Source organism: Nitratireductor sp. ZSWI3, assembly GCF_024655565.1.
Lineage (GTDB): Bacteria > Pseudomonadota > Alphaproteobacteria > Rhizobiales > Rhizobiaceae > Nitratireductor.
Window position 1 is genome coordinate 1 of sequence record NZ_JANKOF010000116.1, and the last position, 13,822, is coordinate 13,822.

The 13,822-nt window shown below is 67.1% G+C and carries 15 protein-coding genes; 8 read left to right on the forward strand and 7 right to left on the reverse strand.

Annotated elements, in window-relative coordinates; genetic code table 11:
• Positions 1-31: 31 nt before the first annotated feature.
• A complete protein-coding gene (locus NUU27_RS22740; protein ID WP_257764586.1) occupies positions 32-976 on the reverse strand; it encodes a sugar ABC transporter substrate-binding protein in 945 nt (314 codons plus the stop codon).
• A gap of 223 nt (positions 977-1,199) precedes the next feature.
• Entirely contained in the window at positions 1,200-2,048 is an 849-nt protein-coding gene (locus NUU27_RS22745; protein ID WP_257764587.1) for a TIM barrel protein, read from the reverse strand.
• A 341-nt stretch (positions 2,049-2,389) separates the two neighbouring features.
• Between NUU27_RS22745 and NUU27_RS22750 the strand changes: the two genes are divergently transcribed.
• Positions 2,390-2,794 (forward strand): host attachment protein, encoded by a 405-nt coding sequence (locus NUU27_RS22750; protein ID WP_257764588.1) that lies wholly within the window; start codon positions 2,390-2,392, stop codon positions 2,792-2,794.
• A 14-nt stretch (positions 2,795-2,808) separates the two neighbouring features.
• Here the strand turns inward: NUU27_RS22750 and NUU27_RS22755 are convergent, their stop codons facing one another.
• On the reverse strand, positions 2,809-3,858 hold the full coding sequence (locus NUU27_RS22755; RefSeq protein WP_257764589.1) for a LacI family DNA-binding transcriptional regulator: 1,050 nt from the start codon (positions 3,856-3,858) through the stop codon (positions 2,809-2,811).
• A gap of 127 nt (positions 3,859-3,985) precedes the next feature.
• Between NUU27_RS22755 and NUU27_RS22760 the strand changes: the two genes are divergently transcribed.
• The 5 genes from NUU27_RS22760 to purU are packed head-to-tail and all read left to right on the forward strand — an operon-like array spanning position 3,986 to position 8,346.
• Positions 3,986-5,119 carry a fatty acid desaturase family protein gene (locus tag NUU27_RS22760; RefSeq protein WP_257764590.1) on the forward strand — a complete coding sequence of 378 codons (1,134 nt, stop codon included), beginning with the start codon at positions 3,986-3,988 and terminating at the stop codon, positions 5,117-5,119.
• 13 nt (positions 5,120-5,132) lie between these two features.
• Positions 5,133-5,447 (forward strand): MocE family 2Fe-2S type ferredoxin, encoded by a 315-nt coding sequence (locus tag NUU27_RS22765; protein ID WP_257764591.1) that lies wholly within the window; start codon positions 5,133-5,135, stop codon positions 5,445-5,447.
• 13 nt (positions 5,448-5,460) lie between these two features.
• A complete protein-coding gene (locus tag NUU27_RS22770; RefSeq protein ID WP_257764592.1) occupies positions 5,461-6,645 on the forward strand; it encodes an NAD(P)/FAD-dependent oxidoreductase in 1,185 nt (394 codons plus the stop codon).
• Between the two features lie 21 nt (positions 6,646-6,666).
• Entirely contained in the window at positions 6,667-7,452 is a 786-nt protein-coding gene (locus NUU27_RS22775) for a 3-methyl-2-oxobutanoate hydroxymethyltransferase (RefSeq protein ID WP_257764593.1), read from the forward strand.
• A 39-nt stretch (positions 7,453-7,491) separates the two neighbouring features.
• A complete protein-coding gene (gene purU, locus NUU27_RS22780) occupies positions 7,492-8,346 on the forward strand; it encodes a formyltetrahydrofolate deformylase (RefSeq protein WP_257764594.1) in 855 nt (284 codons plus the stop codon).
• A gap of 312 nt (positions 8,347-8,658) precedes the next feature.
• Here purU and NUU27_RS22785 read toward each other — a convergent pair whose 3' ends face one another.
• Entirely contained in the window at positions 8,659-9,657 is a 999-nt protein-coding gene (locus NUU27_RS22785) for an aldose epimerase family protein (RefSeq protein WP_257764595.1), read from the reverse strand.
• 7 nt (positions 9,658-9,664) lie between these two features.
• Positions 9,665-10,351, reverse strand: coding sequence for a GntR family transcriptional regulator (locus NUU27_RS22790; RefSeq protein ID WP_257764596.1), 687 nt, complete (start codon positions 10,349-10,351; stop codon positions 9,665-9,667).
• 153 nt (positions 10,352-10,504) lie between these two features.
• Between NUU27_RS22790 and NUU27_RS22795 the strand changes: the two genes are divergently transcribed.
• Positions 10,505-11,545 carry an LLM class flavin-dependent oxidoreductase gene (locus tag NUU27_RS22795; RefSeq protein WP_257764597.1) on the forward strand — a complete coding sequence of 347 codons (1,041 nt, stop codon included), beginning with the start codon at positions 10,505-10,507 and terminating at the stop codon, positions 11,543-11,545.
• Here the strand turns inward: NUU27_RS22795 and NUU27_RS22800 are convergent.
• Positions 11,527-12,033: a tyrosine phosphatase family protein gene (locus NUU27_RS22800; RefSeq protein WP_257764598.1), complete on the reverse strand. Its 507-nt coding sequence runs from the start codon at positions 12,031-12,033 to the stop codon at positions 11,527-11,529. The two genes, NUU27_RS22795 and NUU27_RS22800, sit on opposite strands and share 19 nt — an antisense overlap.
• The gene (cobD, locus tag NUU27_RS22805) at positions 12,033-13,085 is read right to left on the reverse strand and encodes a threonine-phosphate decarboxylase CobD (RefSeq protein ID WP_257764599.1); all 1,053 of its coding nucleotides are present in this window, start codon (positions 13,083-13,085) and stop codon (positions 12,033-12,035) included. The genes NUU27_RS22800 and cobD overlap by 1 nt, the downstream gene beginning before the upstream one ends.
• On the opposite strand from cobD, the gene cbiB reads away from it, so the two are divergent.
• Positions 13,078-13,822, forward strand: a 745-nt coding sequence (cbiB, locus tag NUU27_RS22810; RefSeq protein WP_257764600.1) for an adenosylcobinamide-phosphate synthase CbiB, incomplete at its 3' end; no start/stop codon positions are given. The genes cobD and cbiB overlap by 8 nt on opposite strands.

A 13,822-nucleotide genomic window follows, 5' to 3' on the forward strand; every position in this document is an offset into this window, starting at 1 on the left:
GGCCCCGGCCGCCGCCGTCAGGTCCGCACGATCAGTTCTTGGCCGTGAACTCGGCCATATTGTCGGGCGTCACGAGCTGGAAGGGAATATACACCTTCCGGTCGACGTCCTCACCCTTGGCGAGCTTCAGGGCGGCATCCAGCGCGCCCTTGCCCTGGCCGGCCGCATCCTGGAACACGGTCACGTCCAGATCGCCCGCCGCCATGGCGGCCAAGGCGTCCTGCGTCGCGTCGACGCCGCCGACCAGCATCTCCTCCATGGAGATGTTGGCGGCCTTCATGGCCTGGATGGCGCCGATGGCCATCTCGTCGTTGTTGGAGACGAGCGCGTCGAACTGCAGGCCGGCCGACAGCCAGTTGGTCATCAGGTCGGTCGCTTCGGTGCGTTGCCAGTTGGCGGTCTGCTCCTCGACGATCTCCATGAAGGAGCATTCCTCGGTGGCGATGACGTCGTGAATGTCCTGCGTGCGCTGGCGTGCCGCCTGGTTGGAAAGCTCGCCCATCATGACGACGATCTTGGCGCCGTCGCCCTTGCCCTTCTCCTTCAGGAGACGGCAGATTTCCTGGGTTTCCAGCGTGCCGGACTCGCGCTCGTCGGACGCCACGAAGGACTGGTTGTCCGGCAGGTCGTCGACGTTGACCGGCTCGCGGTTGACGAACACCAGCGGCACGCCGGCATCGGCCGCCGCCTTGGTCATGGCGACGGTGGCGTCGGTATCGACCGGGTTGACGATGACCGCGTCGACACCGGATGCGATAAAGTTCTGGATCTGGTTGAGCTGCTTGCCGACGTCGTTCTGAGCGTCCTCGACCTGCAGCTCGACGCCGTCGAGCGTCTTGCCATAGTCGATCATGCCGTTGCGCAGAACCGTGAGAAAATTGTCGTCGAACAGCGCCATCGAGACGCCGACCTTCTCGGCCATGGCCGAACCGGTCATCAGCGCCGTGAGGGCAACGCCCATCATTAGCTTTTTCATTTGAATGCTCCTCCACACTTGGGTGTCCGGCGGCACCCCGCTTTGGCCGGATTCCCATCAAAGGGAATTCTTGAGCTTCTCCGGTGCGCGAACGGTTGGAATCCTCGCCCTTCCAGCCGCTTGACATCGCCAAAAATGGAATGTCGTCACCGTTGTCTTCTCAATATGTAATATTTATTCCATTTTTTGTGCCGTCGTCAAGGTGAAATTCCATTTCGGCATCTCATGCCGGCACGCGCGCGGCCTTCTCGATCCCGGTTTTCTCGAGGATGTGGGCCATGCTGTCCCGCAACGCGCCGCGAGGGTCCGCGGCCCGGTGGACGCTGTCGGAAAACGGCTCGAACGAGAAAAGCCCCCGGTAGCCGCCCTCGAGCAGGGCCGAGATCTGCTCGGCATTGCCGAGCCGGTCATGATCGCCGACCAGGACCCGGTGTCCGTCGCGCATCTCGCGCAGCGATATGGAGGCGTCGTCGACGCTGGAAATGTGGACGAGCCCCGTGTGGGCGACGAACAGCGTCTCCTCGCCGGCAAGGCAATGGTGGAATGTGTCGTGCACGAGCCGGAACCGGTCTTCCGCGCCGAGCGCGACGATGGCCTCGACCGCTTCGGACTTGCTGCGCAGCGAGCAGGATTCGAAGCCGAGCGGCTCGACGAGGCCGATGATGCCGGCGGCTTCGAGCACCGGCCGCAGCGCCTTCAGCGCGATGCGCAGATTGGCCTGCCGCTCGCCATTGGCGCGGCCCGAGCCGTCGTTCACCGGCACGAGGACCAGGGCCTCGGCGCCGCACGCACCTGCATAGGCGATCAGCGCCTCGGCTTCCGCGGCGCGCTCGGGCGTCCAGTCGTTGAAGCGCTGCAGGGCGTTGATCGACAGGATGCGCAGATCACGCGCCTCTGCCGCCTGCCGCACCGCGACGGGCGACGTGCCGTCCTCGATGGCGTTGCCGGCAAGATCGTTGCGGATCTCCACGCCGCCGACGCCGAGGTCGGCGGCGAGATCGAAGAAATCCGTGATCGAAAGCTGCGGGGCGCTCATGTGATTGAGCGCGAAAAATGGCGTGGTCGCCGACATCATGTCCTCCTGGATGTGGCCGCCTGGGCCGAACCGGGAAAGGATGAAGAGGCGCCGGCAGGCGGTCAACGCAATCCTGCAAGAGATTCCATCATCTGTGACAGAATCTCGTTGCCGCCCTGTCATGGATTGAGAGAATCCCGGCGCTGGAGCGGGATGAGGAAAAGTGTGAAGCGCCCGCATCCCGCTCAAATTTCTTGATAGCGATCTAACGAGCGGACCCTGCGAAACCGCAGCCGGTTTGACGTCGATCAAGGTGCCGGCCTGGTTGCCGGGGAAATGTCTTTCCACGGTTGGCGCACAGCGGGATGCGCAGACAGAGAGAGGGAAAGAACGAGGTCATGATCCTACCGAACGACACCACCGTTTTGGTGGCCAATGGCGAAAAGCTGCGGCTCTATCGCAACAAGGGCCTGGAACCCCACATCCGGCTCGTCGAGCTCCCTGAGCCGAAGCTCGATACCCACAATCGCGGCTCCGGCGGCCATCACAGAAGCACGACGGCCAATCCCGACGAGAAGAGGCTGGCGGAAGACAATTTCGCCATCGCGGTGGCCGAATATGTGAACGGCGAGGTTCTGGCCGGGCACATCGCCGCGCTCTACGTGATCGCCGACCCGCGCAGTCTCGGCGAGATGCGCCCGCATTTTCACGCGAGCACCAGGCAGGCCCTGGTGGGCGAACTGGCAAAGGACCTGACCCATCATTCGGCGGGTGAGCTGGAAGCGGCCCTGACCGGCCACTGAGCGGCCATTCGACGTCACAGGCTCTCGGGAACATGCAGTCCCAGAGGCAGGAAAAGCTGGCCCGGCGCCTCGGCCGGACCGGACCGCACGGTGTTGATCATCAGCTCCACGAGCGCCGCGGCGAGTTCGCGCAAGGGGGTGGCGATGACGGCCGTCACCACCTGGTCCTGAAGGGCGGTGGTCGAATCGGGGGTCAGTTCGTTGACCACCACCGCCGGACCGCCGGTGTCCGGAAAACGCCCCTCCTCGATTTCCTCGCGCAGCGCCTTGATCGCCCCCTCCATGCCGCCGCCGGCGACGTAGAAGCCGGCAATGTCGGGATAGCGGTCGATCAGGTTCAGCGTCGCCTCATAGGTGAGCTGGCGCGTGTCGAGATTGACGAGCGTGTCGAGCACTTCGAATTGCGGCGCATATTCCCGAAAATAGCTGCGGAAGCCGGTCTCGCGCAGCTCGTGGCCGTGCCAGCGGTGGCCGCCGACGAAGATCGCCACCTTGCCGGGGCGGCGCGCCGTGCGGGCGATCATCCAGGCCGCCGTGCGGCCGACCTTCATGTTGTTGATGCCGAGATAGCTTTCGCGCACCCCTTGCGCGAAATCGGAGAGCAGCGAGAAGACGGGCTTGCCCTCGTTCTTGAGGGCCTCTACCGCGCGTGTGACCACGTGATGGTCGAGGCAGACGGCGCCGATCGCCTGCGTGCGCGCGCCGAGCGCCGACAGGGCTTCCGCCATGTCGTTCGGCGCCTGCCCCCTGGCGAACTCCACATGTGCCCGGCCACGGATGTCGTTGCGCGCCGCAACGGCGTCCTCCACCGCATGGGCGAAGGCCTGGTAGAAGGGCTGTGTCTCCTTCTGCAGCAGGAAGCCAAGCTCCATGCGCGGCAGGTCGGCCGTGATGCGCTGATGGATGAGCGCCGCGGCGTGATAGCCGATTGCGCCTGCCGCCTCGTAGACTCGGCGCGCCGTTTCCTCGCGCACCCGGTGCCGGCCGTTCAGCACACGGTCGACGGTGGCGACGCTGACGCCGGCCTGCGCGGCAAGATCGGCTATCGTGGGGCGTCTGGCCATTGCTCTCCCTGAAATTTTTACCATCATACATCAGATCAATTCATGATGTAAAATGATAGAAAAACTTTCAAGTCTCTTGAGGCTGCCCGCGACCCTGCCCTAGCCTTGGGCAAGAGGAGCGAGGACCATGAGCACATTTGAGATTTCCCGGGGCGAGATTTCCAGCAGCACGTCCGTCCCGCGGCAGCGCGACTACGATCTCGCCGGCGCCGATGCAAGGCGCGCCGTCGAGACCGGTCTGGCGTCGGCCGAATGGTATCACACCGACGTGCCGCGCAAGGAGATGAAGGCGCTGATGCAGCGCAGCGACCGGGCGGCGATCCGCGACACGGTTCTCTGGCTCGGCGCGATGGCGGTGTTTGCCGCCGGCGCGGTCTTCCTGTGGCCGTCGCTCTGGGCGCTTCCCCTCTTTCTCGCCTATGGCGTTCTCTACGGCTCGGCGAGCGATTCCCGCTGGCACGAATGCGGCCACGGCACGGCTTTCAAGACGCGCTGGATGAACGACGCGGTCTATCAGATCGCCTCGTTCATGATCATGCGCAATCCGGTCACCTGGCGCTGGAGCCATGCGCGTCACCACACCGACACGATCATCGTCGGTCGTGACCCGGAGATCGCCGTGATGCGTCCGCCGGACCTGGCGCGCCTCATCCTCAACCTTTTCGGCATCATCGACGTGTGGCACGCGCTGATCGACATGGCGCGCAACGCGAGCGGCCGCCTGAGCGCCGCGGAAAAGGACTTCATCCCGCAGATGGAGCAGGCGAAGGTGATCCGCATCGCCCGCATCTGGGGCGCGATCTACGCCGCGACCGCGGCGGTGGCGATCGCCACCGGCTCCATCCTGCCGTTCCTGCTCGTCGGCGGCCCGCGCCTCTACGGCGCCTGGCATCACGTGATGACCGGCCTCCTGCAGCATGGCGGGCTTGCCGAAGACGTGACCGACCACCGGCTCAACAGCCGCACCGTGCTGATGAACCCCGTCAGCCGCTTCATCTACTGGAACATGAACTACCATGTGGAGCATCACATGTTCCCGATGGTTCCCTATCACGCGCTGCCGAAGCTGCACGAGCTCATCAAGCACGATCTGCCGGCTCCCAATCCGTCGATCCTCGACGGCTACCGGGAGATGCTGCCGGCCTTCCTGCGCCAGCTCCGCTACGACGACTACTTCATCAAGCGGGCGCTGCCGCCCACGGCCAAGCCCTATCGGGAGGAATTCCATGCGCCGGCAAACCCGCTGTCGGCGGTGGATTGAGAGGAGGAAAACCATGACGCAATGGATCGATGCCTGCGCCGTCGAAGACGTGGAGGAGGAAGACCTGATCCGCTTCGATCACGACGGCCGCACCTTCGCCATCTACCGCAGCCCCGACGACGTGTTCTACGCGACCGACGGCCTGTGCACCCATGAGCACGTGCATCTGGCCGACGGGCTGGTGATGGACCACATCATCGAGTGCCCCAAGCACAATGGCCGCTTCGACTACCGCACCGGCGAGGCCAAGGGAGCGCCCGCCTGCATCAACCTGAAGACCTATCCGGTCAAGGTCGAGGGCGATCGCGTGCTGATCGCCCTCGCCTGATCCGGGACGCGTCATGGGTAGCGGCATCGTCATCATCGGCGCCGGCGAATGCGGCGTCCGCGCCGCCTTCGCGCTGCGCGAGGAAGGGTATCGGGGCGCCGTGACGCTGATCGGCGCCGAGCCGCACCTGCCCTATGAGCGTCCGCCGCTGTCGAAGGGCGGCCCGCTGCCGAAGGTGATCGCCGAGGAGGCGCGTTACGGCGAGGCGGACATCACCCTGCGCCGCGCCGTGCGGGTGACGGGCATCGACACCGCGGCGCGAGCCGTCGCCCTTTCGGACGGCAGCATTCTGCCCTACGACAAGCTGCTGATCGCCACCGGTGCGCAGGCGCGGAGGTTTCCCGGCATGGAGGCTGCCGGCACGTTGCGCAGCCTTGACGATGCCAGCGCCATTCTCGGCGCGCTGAGGCCGGGCGCTCGGCTCGCCGTGATCGGCGGCGGGTTCATCGGCCTGGAACTGGCCGCCACGGCGCGCCGGCTCGGTGCCGGGGTGACCGTGATCGAGGTGGCGGAGCGGCTGATGGCGCGCGTGGTTCCTGCCGAGATCGCCGCCGTCTTCGAGGCCAGGCATCGGGCCGAAGGCGTCGACCTGATCCTGTCAGCGACGGTGGCGGGTGTCGATCCCATCGCCGTGGTCCTGGGTGATGGCCGCCGCATCGAGGCCGACATCGTGGTGGCCGGGGTCGGTGCCGTGCCGGACACGCGGCTGGCCGAGGAGGCGGGCCTTGCCGTCGCCGACGGCATTGTCGTCGACCACCGGCTGAAGACGCAGGACGCGCATATCTTCGCGGCCGGCGACTGCTGCCGTTTTCCCTATCGCGGTAGCCATGTGCGGCTCGAGAGCTGGCGCTGCGCGCAGGACCAGGGCGCCCATGCGGCGCGGGCGATGCTGGGCGCCGAGGATCCGTTCTCGCGCACGCCCTGGTTCTGGTCCGACCAGTACGACCTCGGCCTGCAGGTGGCCGGGCTGCCCGACCCGGCGCGCCCGTTCATCCGCCGCGATCTGGGGGAGGAAGCCTTCGTGCTGTTCCAGCTGGACGATGCGGGTTTGCTGTCGTCGGCGAGCGGGGTGGGGTTCGGCAATGCCGTCGCCAGGCATATCTCCGTCGCCGAGAAGCTGATCGAGCGGGCGGTGCCCGTCCCGCCGGCGCAGCTTTCCGATGCAAAGATCAATCTGAAGAAGCTGCTGAAAGGGTGACCGGTGAAGATTTCCAAACGCATGACCATCCAGGACCTGCGCGCGCTGCGCGGCAAGCGCCAGTTGTCCATGTTGCGCGTCGAGACGCTGGAGGAGGCCGAGGCTGCCGAGCGCGCCGGCATTGACATGGTCTCGGTGCCGCCGGCCCTGATGCTCGATCCGGCCTTTCGCGATGCCGCTCCGACGGTCTTTGCGGTTCCCGGCGACAATTTCTACGAGATCGGGACGACGGACGATTTCGTCCGTTGGGCCTACCGCCTCTACAGGGCAAGCGCCGATGCGGTCTATTGCTCGGCCGGCACCGCGACCGTCGCACGGCTTGCCGCCGACGGCATTCCGGTTTGCGGTCATGTCGGTCTGATCCCCTCCAAGGCGACATGGACCGGCGGTTTCAAGGCGGTGGGCAAGACGCTGGAAAGCGCGCAGCTCGTCTTTCGGCAGGTGAAGGCGCTGGAAGAGGCCGGCGCCTTCGCCGCCGAGATCGAGGTGGTGCCGGAGCCGATCGCCACGGAGATCACCAGGCGCACGTCGCTCTTCATGATCTCCATGGGGGCGGGCGGCGGCTGCGATGCCCAGTATCTGTTCTCCGACGACGTGCTGGGCGCCAACACCGGTCATGTGCCGCGCCACGCCAGGACCTACCGCAACTTCGCCGCCGAATATGCGCGCCTTCAACAGGAGCGCATCGCCGCTTATCGCGAGTTCGCGGGCGACGTGCGTTCGGGCGCCTATCCGGAAACGCGTCATACGGTGGCGGGCGACGACGAGACGCTTGGCCGGTTCCAATCCTGGCTCGATAGCGTATAGATCACCGACTTCACCCGAGACAGCACGGATCAGGCACCCATGACCGACAAGACTTTCGACATCAATCTTTCCTGCGAGGACCGGCCGGGCATCGTTGCCGCCGTGACGACGGAGCTCGCCGGGCTCGGTGCCAACATCGCCGAGTCCAACCAGTTCTGGGACCGGCAGACCAACCGCTTCTTCATGCGGCTTTCGGTGTCCGTTCCCGGCGCGGTGGGGCGCGACGACCTCCTGCGCGCCCTCGAGCCGGCGATCGCCCGCTTCGACATGAAGACGGCGCTCGCCGACCGCACGCGCCGGCCGAAGATCATCATCATGGTGTCGAAATTCGACCATGCGCTGCTGCACCTGCTCTACCAGATCCGCGTCGGCTGGCTCGATGCCGAGGTGGTGGCGATCGTCTCGAACCACGAGGAGTCGCGCCGGACGGCGGAGATGGAGGGGATCCCCTATCATTGCTGGAAGGTGAACAGGGAAAACAAGGCCGAGCAGGAGGCCAGGCTGCTCGCCCTGTTCAAGGAGACGGGCGCCGACCTCGTCATCCTCGCCCGCTACATGCAGGTGCTGTCGAACGAATTGTCCAACCGCCTGTTCGGCAAGGTCATCAACATCCACCATTCGTTTCTGCCGAGCTTCAAGGGCGCCAAGCCCTATCACCAGGCGCATGAGCGCGGGGTGAAGCTGATCGGCGCCACGGCGCACTACGTCACGCCCGATCTCGACGAAGGGCCGATCATCGAGCAGGAGACGGAGCGCGTGACGCATGCTTTGAGCGCCGAGGATTTCGTCGCCACCGGCCGCGACATCGAGAGCCGAGTGCTTGCCCGTGCCGTCAAGCTGCACCTGGAGAACCGCGTCATGCTGAACGGCCATAAGACGGTGGTGTTCGGGTAGCAGCCAGGTGGTTCGTCCTCCTTCCCTGAGGGGCAGGGCAATGGCCAGCTTTTCATCTTTTGCTTGAAGCAGCGGGCGCTCTTCGCACCCCCTCTGCCCTGCCGGGCATCTCCCCCTCAAGGGGGGAGATTGGGCGGCCGCAAGGATTATGACCAACCGCCCAACGCTGCAGGGGATGCGACACGATGTTGTCTGCTAATCTCCCCCCTTGAGGGGGAGATGGCCGGCAGGCCAGAGGGGGGTATGATGCGCGCCGCCGCCGGGCCGAAACCGCGCATTCGACCGAGCGCTTCCGTCAAAACAGGAAATGATCTAAGCGATCTCGATCTCGCACCAGTGCCTGTAGGGATGCTCCGGCGTGACGATGGAGTCCGGGAAATGGGCGTGGTTGATCGCGTCGGGAAAGTTCTGATCTTCCAGGCAGAGCCCCCCGAAACGGGGGTAGCGCCGGCCGCCGAGGCCCGGCCGGTCCGTCTTCAATGAGCCGGAGTTGTAGACCTGCAGGCCCGGCTGGTCGGTCCACAGCCTGAGGGTCAGCGAGCCGTCCGGCGCGGTGACGGTGGCCACCGTGCTTGTCAGATCGCGGCGCGTCGCAAGCACCAGATTGCTGTCGTAGACGACCGGCTGCCCGGCCTCATCGCGCAGCGTGCGCCCGTTGCGCAGGTCGAGCGGCGTGCCGTCCACCGGCCTGATCTCGCCGGTCGGGATGAGGTCGTCGTCGACCGGCAGATAGGCGCTCGCATGAGCCTGAAGCCGGTGGTCGAGCACGTCGCCGCCGCCCATCAGGTTGAAATAGAAATGCTGGACGATGTTGACCGGGGTCGGCGCGTCGGTCTCGGCATAGAATTCCACCCGCAGCCGGTGGCCGATCAGATGATAGATGAGGGTGATGTCGAGACGGCCGGGATAGCCCATCTCGCCGTCCGGGCAGGACAGCGTCAGCTTGACCGCTTCCTCGCCCGGCACGCGCTCCATCTCCCAGACCTTCCGGCCGATGCCTTTCGGCCCGCCATGCAGGTGGTGCGGCCCGAAATTGGCCGGTAGCACATGGTCCCTGCCGTCGAGGGTGAAGCGGGACCGGGCGATGCGGTTTGCCACGCGGCCGGCAACGGCGCCGATATGCGCATCGTCGGCCAGATAGTCCTCGAGGCGCTCGAAGCCGAGCACCACCGGGCGCAATGCCCCTGCGACCGGCACCTGCCAATCGCGCACGATGGCGCCGTAGCCGATCACCGAAACCTCAACGCCCGTGCCGCTCGAGAGCGTCGTTTCCAGAACGTCGCGGCCTTCATGGGTACCGATCTTCCTCATTGGCTGCTCATCCTCCTTCGTTCGCCGGCTCGGCGAAGCCTCGCGCACCGAACAGACGGCGCGATTGTTCCAGTGCCTGCATGACCTGCGCGCGGACATCGCGCGTGTGCCTCAGCACCGCCTCCGCGGCGGCCTCTCCATCGCCCCGGCGCAGGAGGGCGATGATGGCGTTGTGCTCGCGGTGCGCGGCGGCGCGCGCCTGCGGTGAGCTCGCCACCAGCCAGCGGGCGCGTATGGTGCGGTTGACGCAATCCTGCACCGCATCGCGCAGGAACCGGTTGTGCGACAGCTCCGCCAGCCAGACATGCACGTCGAGGCCCGCGGTGAACCAGCTTTCGGGCGTCGCGTCGCCGAGGCTTCTGTCCACCGCCTCCTGCAGGCGGTCGACCTCGACCGGTGTGGCCCGGGCGGCCGCCAGGCGGATCGCGGCCACCTCGACCACCTCGCGATACTCGAATATCTGTTCGAGCTGCGCCAGGTCGAAGGGCGCCACCGCATAGCCGCGCTCGGCACGCACCACCAGCCCTTCGCGGATCAGCTCGGCGAGCGCCTGCCGGATCGGCGTGCGCGAGACACCGTAGAACGCCTCCAGGGAACGTTCGCTGATCACCTCGCCGGGCGCCAGCCGCAGCGCGAGGATGTCGCTCCTCATGCGCCCCAGCGCGCGTTCGGCAAGGGAAAGGTCTTCATCCATGGTCGGCTTGGTCGGCATGCGCGGGCGGGAGTGAGAAGTTCGATGTTCGAGTGATGGTATACCAGCGAGCTCCGGCAAGGCAATGGCGGCCCTCCTCTTGGATCGACCGCCGGTGCCCCCATATGTCGGAAAGCGTCAACCACGGAGCCTCCAATGATCCCCTTCTCGGTTCTCGATCTCGCCCCCGTTCCCGAAGGATCGACCGTCGCCGACGCGCTTGGCAACACGCTCGACCTGGCGCGCCACGCCGAGAGCCTGGGCTATCATCGCTACTGGCTTGCCGAGCATCACAACATGGCCGGCATCGCAAGCGCGGCGACTTCGGTGCTGATCGGCCAGGTGGCGGCGGCGACCGGGACCATCCGTGTCGGCGCCGGCGGCGTGATGCTGCCCAATCACGCGCCGCTGATCATCGCCGAGCAGTTCGGCACGCTGGCGACGCTCTATCCCGACCGCATCGATCTCGGCCTCGGGCGGGCGCCCGGCACCGACATGGCGACGGCGCGGGCGCTGCGGCGCGGCCTGGAGGACGGCGATGGCTTTCCCCGCGACGTGATGGAGCTGATCGCCTATCTGGGCGAGGAGGAACCCGGCCAGAAGGTGCGCGCCATTCCCGGGCGCGGTACGCATGTGCCGATCTGGATCCTCGGCTCCAGCCTCTACGGCGCGCAGCTTGCCGCGCATCTCGGCCTGCCCTATGCCTTCGCCTCGCATTTCGCGCCGGCGGCCCTGGAACAGGCGGCCGAGATCTACCGCGAGACCTTCCGCCCGTCGGCGCATCTCGACAAGCCGCGCTTCATGATGGCGCTCAACGTGTTTGCCGCCGATACGGACGAGGAAGGCCTGTTCCTCAAATCCTCCATGCAGCAGGCTTTCGCCAATCTGCGCAGCGGCCGGCCGGGGCCTTTGCCGCGCCCCATGCACAATGTCGAGCAGACCTTCGATCCCGGCATCGCCGCCAGCGTCGCGCAGGCGCTTTCCTGCACGGCGGCCGGCTCCCCCGACACGGTGAAGGATGCGCTGGCCGGGTTCCTCCGGCGTCATGAGCCGGACGAGATCATCGTCACCGGGCAGATCCACGATCACCGGGCCCGCCGCAAATCGTTCGAGATCGCCGCCGGCATCCTGAAGCAGCTCGCGCCGGAAACGGCGGTCAACGAGCTCGTCGCGCCGGGTCAACGAACAGGCAGGTGAAAGGGCCTGCCCTCGAACGCCTCCTCGCCGCGGCCGATCGACAGGATGGCCCGGACCATGCGGCCCTGGCGCTCGAGGAGCGCATCGGCGAGCGCCACGATGCGCCGGTTCGGCGTGGCGCTGGGCGCGCGGGCGCGCAGGATGCGGGCAAGCTCGGCCTCGTCGGTCTCGCGCGCCAGCGTGGCGGCGATCACATAGGCGGCGGCGGTCGAGCGGCTGATGCCCGCATGGCAATGGACGACCAGGGGAGAGCGGCAATCCCAATCACGCGCAAAGGCCAGCAGCGCTTCCACATGCTCCAGCGAGGGCGCGACGAGGCCGGGGCGCTGCTCGTTGATGTCGTGCATGGAAAGATGCAGCCGGTTCCCTTTCGGCAGCCGGACCGCATGGGGCGGCGGCATTTCGCTGGAGGTGAGCGAGATGAGATGCGTCGCCTCCACCGCCTTGACCGTGCGCTCGAGCTGCGATTGCGGACACACATAGAGCATCAGCCCGTCCCTACCCTCTTCCGTCGCCACTCCAGCAGCGCCGCTTCCAGCCGGTGAAGGCTTTCCATGCCGTCCGGCAGGCCGATCCGCAGGCAATCCGGCCGGTCGGCGAAACGGCGCACCAATATACCGCGTCTGCCGAGCGCCTCGAACAGGCCGGGCGCGTCCGCAAGGCGCAGGAAGCGAAACAGGCCGGTGCCGCCTGAAACCGGGATGCCATTCGCCAGCAGAAGCGCATCGAGCCGCCCCGCATCGGCGGCGAGCTGCCGGCGCATGGCATCATGCCACCGCGCGTCGGCCAGCGCCTGACAGCCGATCTCCAGCGCCGGGCCGGCGACGGCCCAGGGGCCGAGCCAGGCGGTCAGGCGCGCGGCGAGTTCCGGCGACGTGACGGCGAAGCCGAGCCGCACGCCGGCGAGGCCGAAGAACTTTCCGAAGGAGCGCAGCACGACAAGGCCGCCCGCCCCCGTGTCGCCGGCAACGCTTTCGTCCGGCGGGCCGGCATCCATGAAGGCCTCGTCGACGACGACCAGCCCGCCGCGCGCTTCGAGCCGGGCGACAAGGTCCAGAATGTCCCGGCGCCGAATCACCCGGCCGTCCGGGTTGTTGGGGTTGACCAGCACGGCGAGCCGCGCGTCGAACAACTGCTCGAACGCCTGCACGTCTTCCACCCGGTGGCCGGCGAGCGCGGCGGCGCGGGCGTGCTCGGCATAGGTGGGCGCAAGCACCATCGCCCGGCCCGGCTGGACGAGGGATGCGACGAGCGGCAGGAGGATCTGCGTTCCCGGCGCGGCGGCCACGCAGCCGCCATGCGCGGCGCCATAGGCATCGGCCGCCACGGCCGAAAGCTCGGCCCGCCGCGCCTCTTCCGGCAGTCGCCGATAGGCGGTGGCGGGAAGCGGCGAAAACGGATAGGGGTGCGGATTGATGCCGGTGGACAGATCGAGCCACGGCGCCGGCGCATGCGGAAACTGCGCCGCCGCTTTGGCAAGGTTGCCGCCATGGTCGTCCACCGTGCCCACCCTGTCAGCCAGAAGAGGCCTGATGTCCATTCTGCTCGCCCTTTCGTCGATGCTTGTCGAGCTGGCGATCGGCTATCCGCAGCGCGTCTATCGCCTGATCGGCCACCCCGTCACCTGGATCGGCCGGCTGATCTCGGCGCTCGACGAGACCTGCAACCGTGAAACGCTTTCGCCGGGCGCAAGGCGCCTCGCCGGCCTCATGTGCCTGCTTATCATCCTGGCCGCTGCCGGGTTCGCGGCCATCGCCCTGCAGCGCCTGCTGGGCGGTTGGGCCGGCTGGCTCGTGGCCGCTGTCGCCGGCAGCACGCTGATCGCCCAGCGCAGCCTCGCAAGCCATGTGGAGGCGGTGGCTGTCGGGCTCGAGACCGGCGGCGTTGAAGGCGGCCGGCGCGCCGTGTCGCAGATCGTCGGGCGCGACCCCGACAGCCTCGACGAGGCCGGCGTGGCGCGGGCGGCGATCGAGAGCCTGGCCGAGAATGCATCCGACGGCGTGGTGGCGCCCGTGTTCTGGCTGGCGGTCGGCGGGCTGGCCGGCGGTGCGCTCTATAAGGCGGCCAACACAGCCGACAGCATGATCGGCCACCGCACGCCGCGGCACGCGCAGTTCGGCTGGGCGGCGGCGCGCTTCGACGACCTCGTCAACCTGCCGGCCTCGCGTCTGACGGCGCTGCTGTTCGTCGGCGCTGCGTTTTTCGTGCGGGAGGCATCGCCGGCCGATGCCTGGCGCGCGGTGTGGCGCGATGCGCGCCGCCATCGCTCGCCCAATG

Coding starts and splice junctions, on each gene's coding strand:
- cobD (WP_257764599.1), bottom strand. CDS start 13,085: ATGGACATCAGGCCTCTTCTGGCTGACAGGGTGGGCACGGTGGACGAC.
- NUU27_RS22765 (WP_257764591.1), top strand. CDS start 5,133: ATGACGCAATGGATCGATGCCTGCGCCGTCGAAGACGTGGAGGAGGAA.
- purU (WP_257764594.1), top strand. CDS start 7,492: ATGACCGACAAGACTTTCGACATCAATCTTTCCTGCGAGGACCGGCCG.
- NUU27_RS22790 (WP_257764596.1), bottom strand. CDS start 10,351: ATGGATGAAGACCTTTCCCTTGCCGAACGCGCGCTGGGGCGCATGAGG.
- NUU27_RS22770 (WP_257764592.1), top strand. CDS start 5,461: ATGGGTAGCGGCATCGTCATCATCGGCGCCGGCGAATGCGGCGTCCGC.
- NUU27_RS22760 (WP_257764590.1), top strand. CDS start 3,986: ATGAGCACATTTGAGATTTCCCGGGGCGAGATTTCCAGCAGCACGTCC.
- NUU27_RS22755 (WP_257764589.1), bottom strand. CDS start 3,858: ATGGCCAGACGCCCCACGATAGCCGATCTTGCCGCGCAGGCCGGCGTC.
- NUU27_RS22740 (WP_257764586.1), bottom strand. CDS start 976: ATGAAAAAGCTAATGATGGGCGTTGCCCTCACGGCGCTGATGACCGGT.
- NUU27_RS22785 (WP_257764595.1), bottom strand. CDS start 9,657: ATGAGGAAGATCGGTACCCATGAAGGCCGCGACGTTCTGGAAACGACG.
- NUU27_RS22795 (WP_257764597.1), top strand. CDS start 10,505: ATGATCCCCTTCTCGGTTCTCGATCTCGCCCCCGTTCCCGAAGGATCG.
- NUU27_RS22800 (WP_257764598.1), bottom strand. CDS start 12,033: ATGCTCTATGTGTGTCCGCAATCGCAGCTCGAGCGCACGGTCAAGGCG.
- NUU27_RS22775 (WP_257764593.1), top strand. CDS start 6,667: ATGACCATCCAGGACCTGCGCGCGCTGCGCGGCAAGCGCCAGTTGTCC.
- NUU27_RS22750 (WP_257764588.1), top strand. CDS start 2,390: ATGATCCTACCGAACGACACCACCGTTTTGGTGGCCAATGGCGAAAAG.
- NUU27_RS22745 (WP_257764587.1), bottom strand. CDS start 2,048: ATGTCGGCGACCACGCCATTTTTCGCGCTCAATCACATGAGCGCCCCG.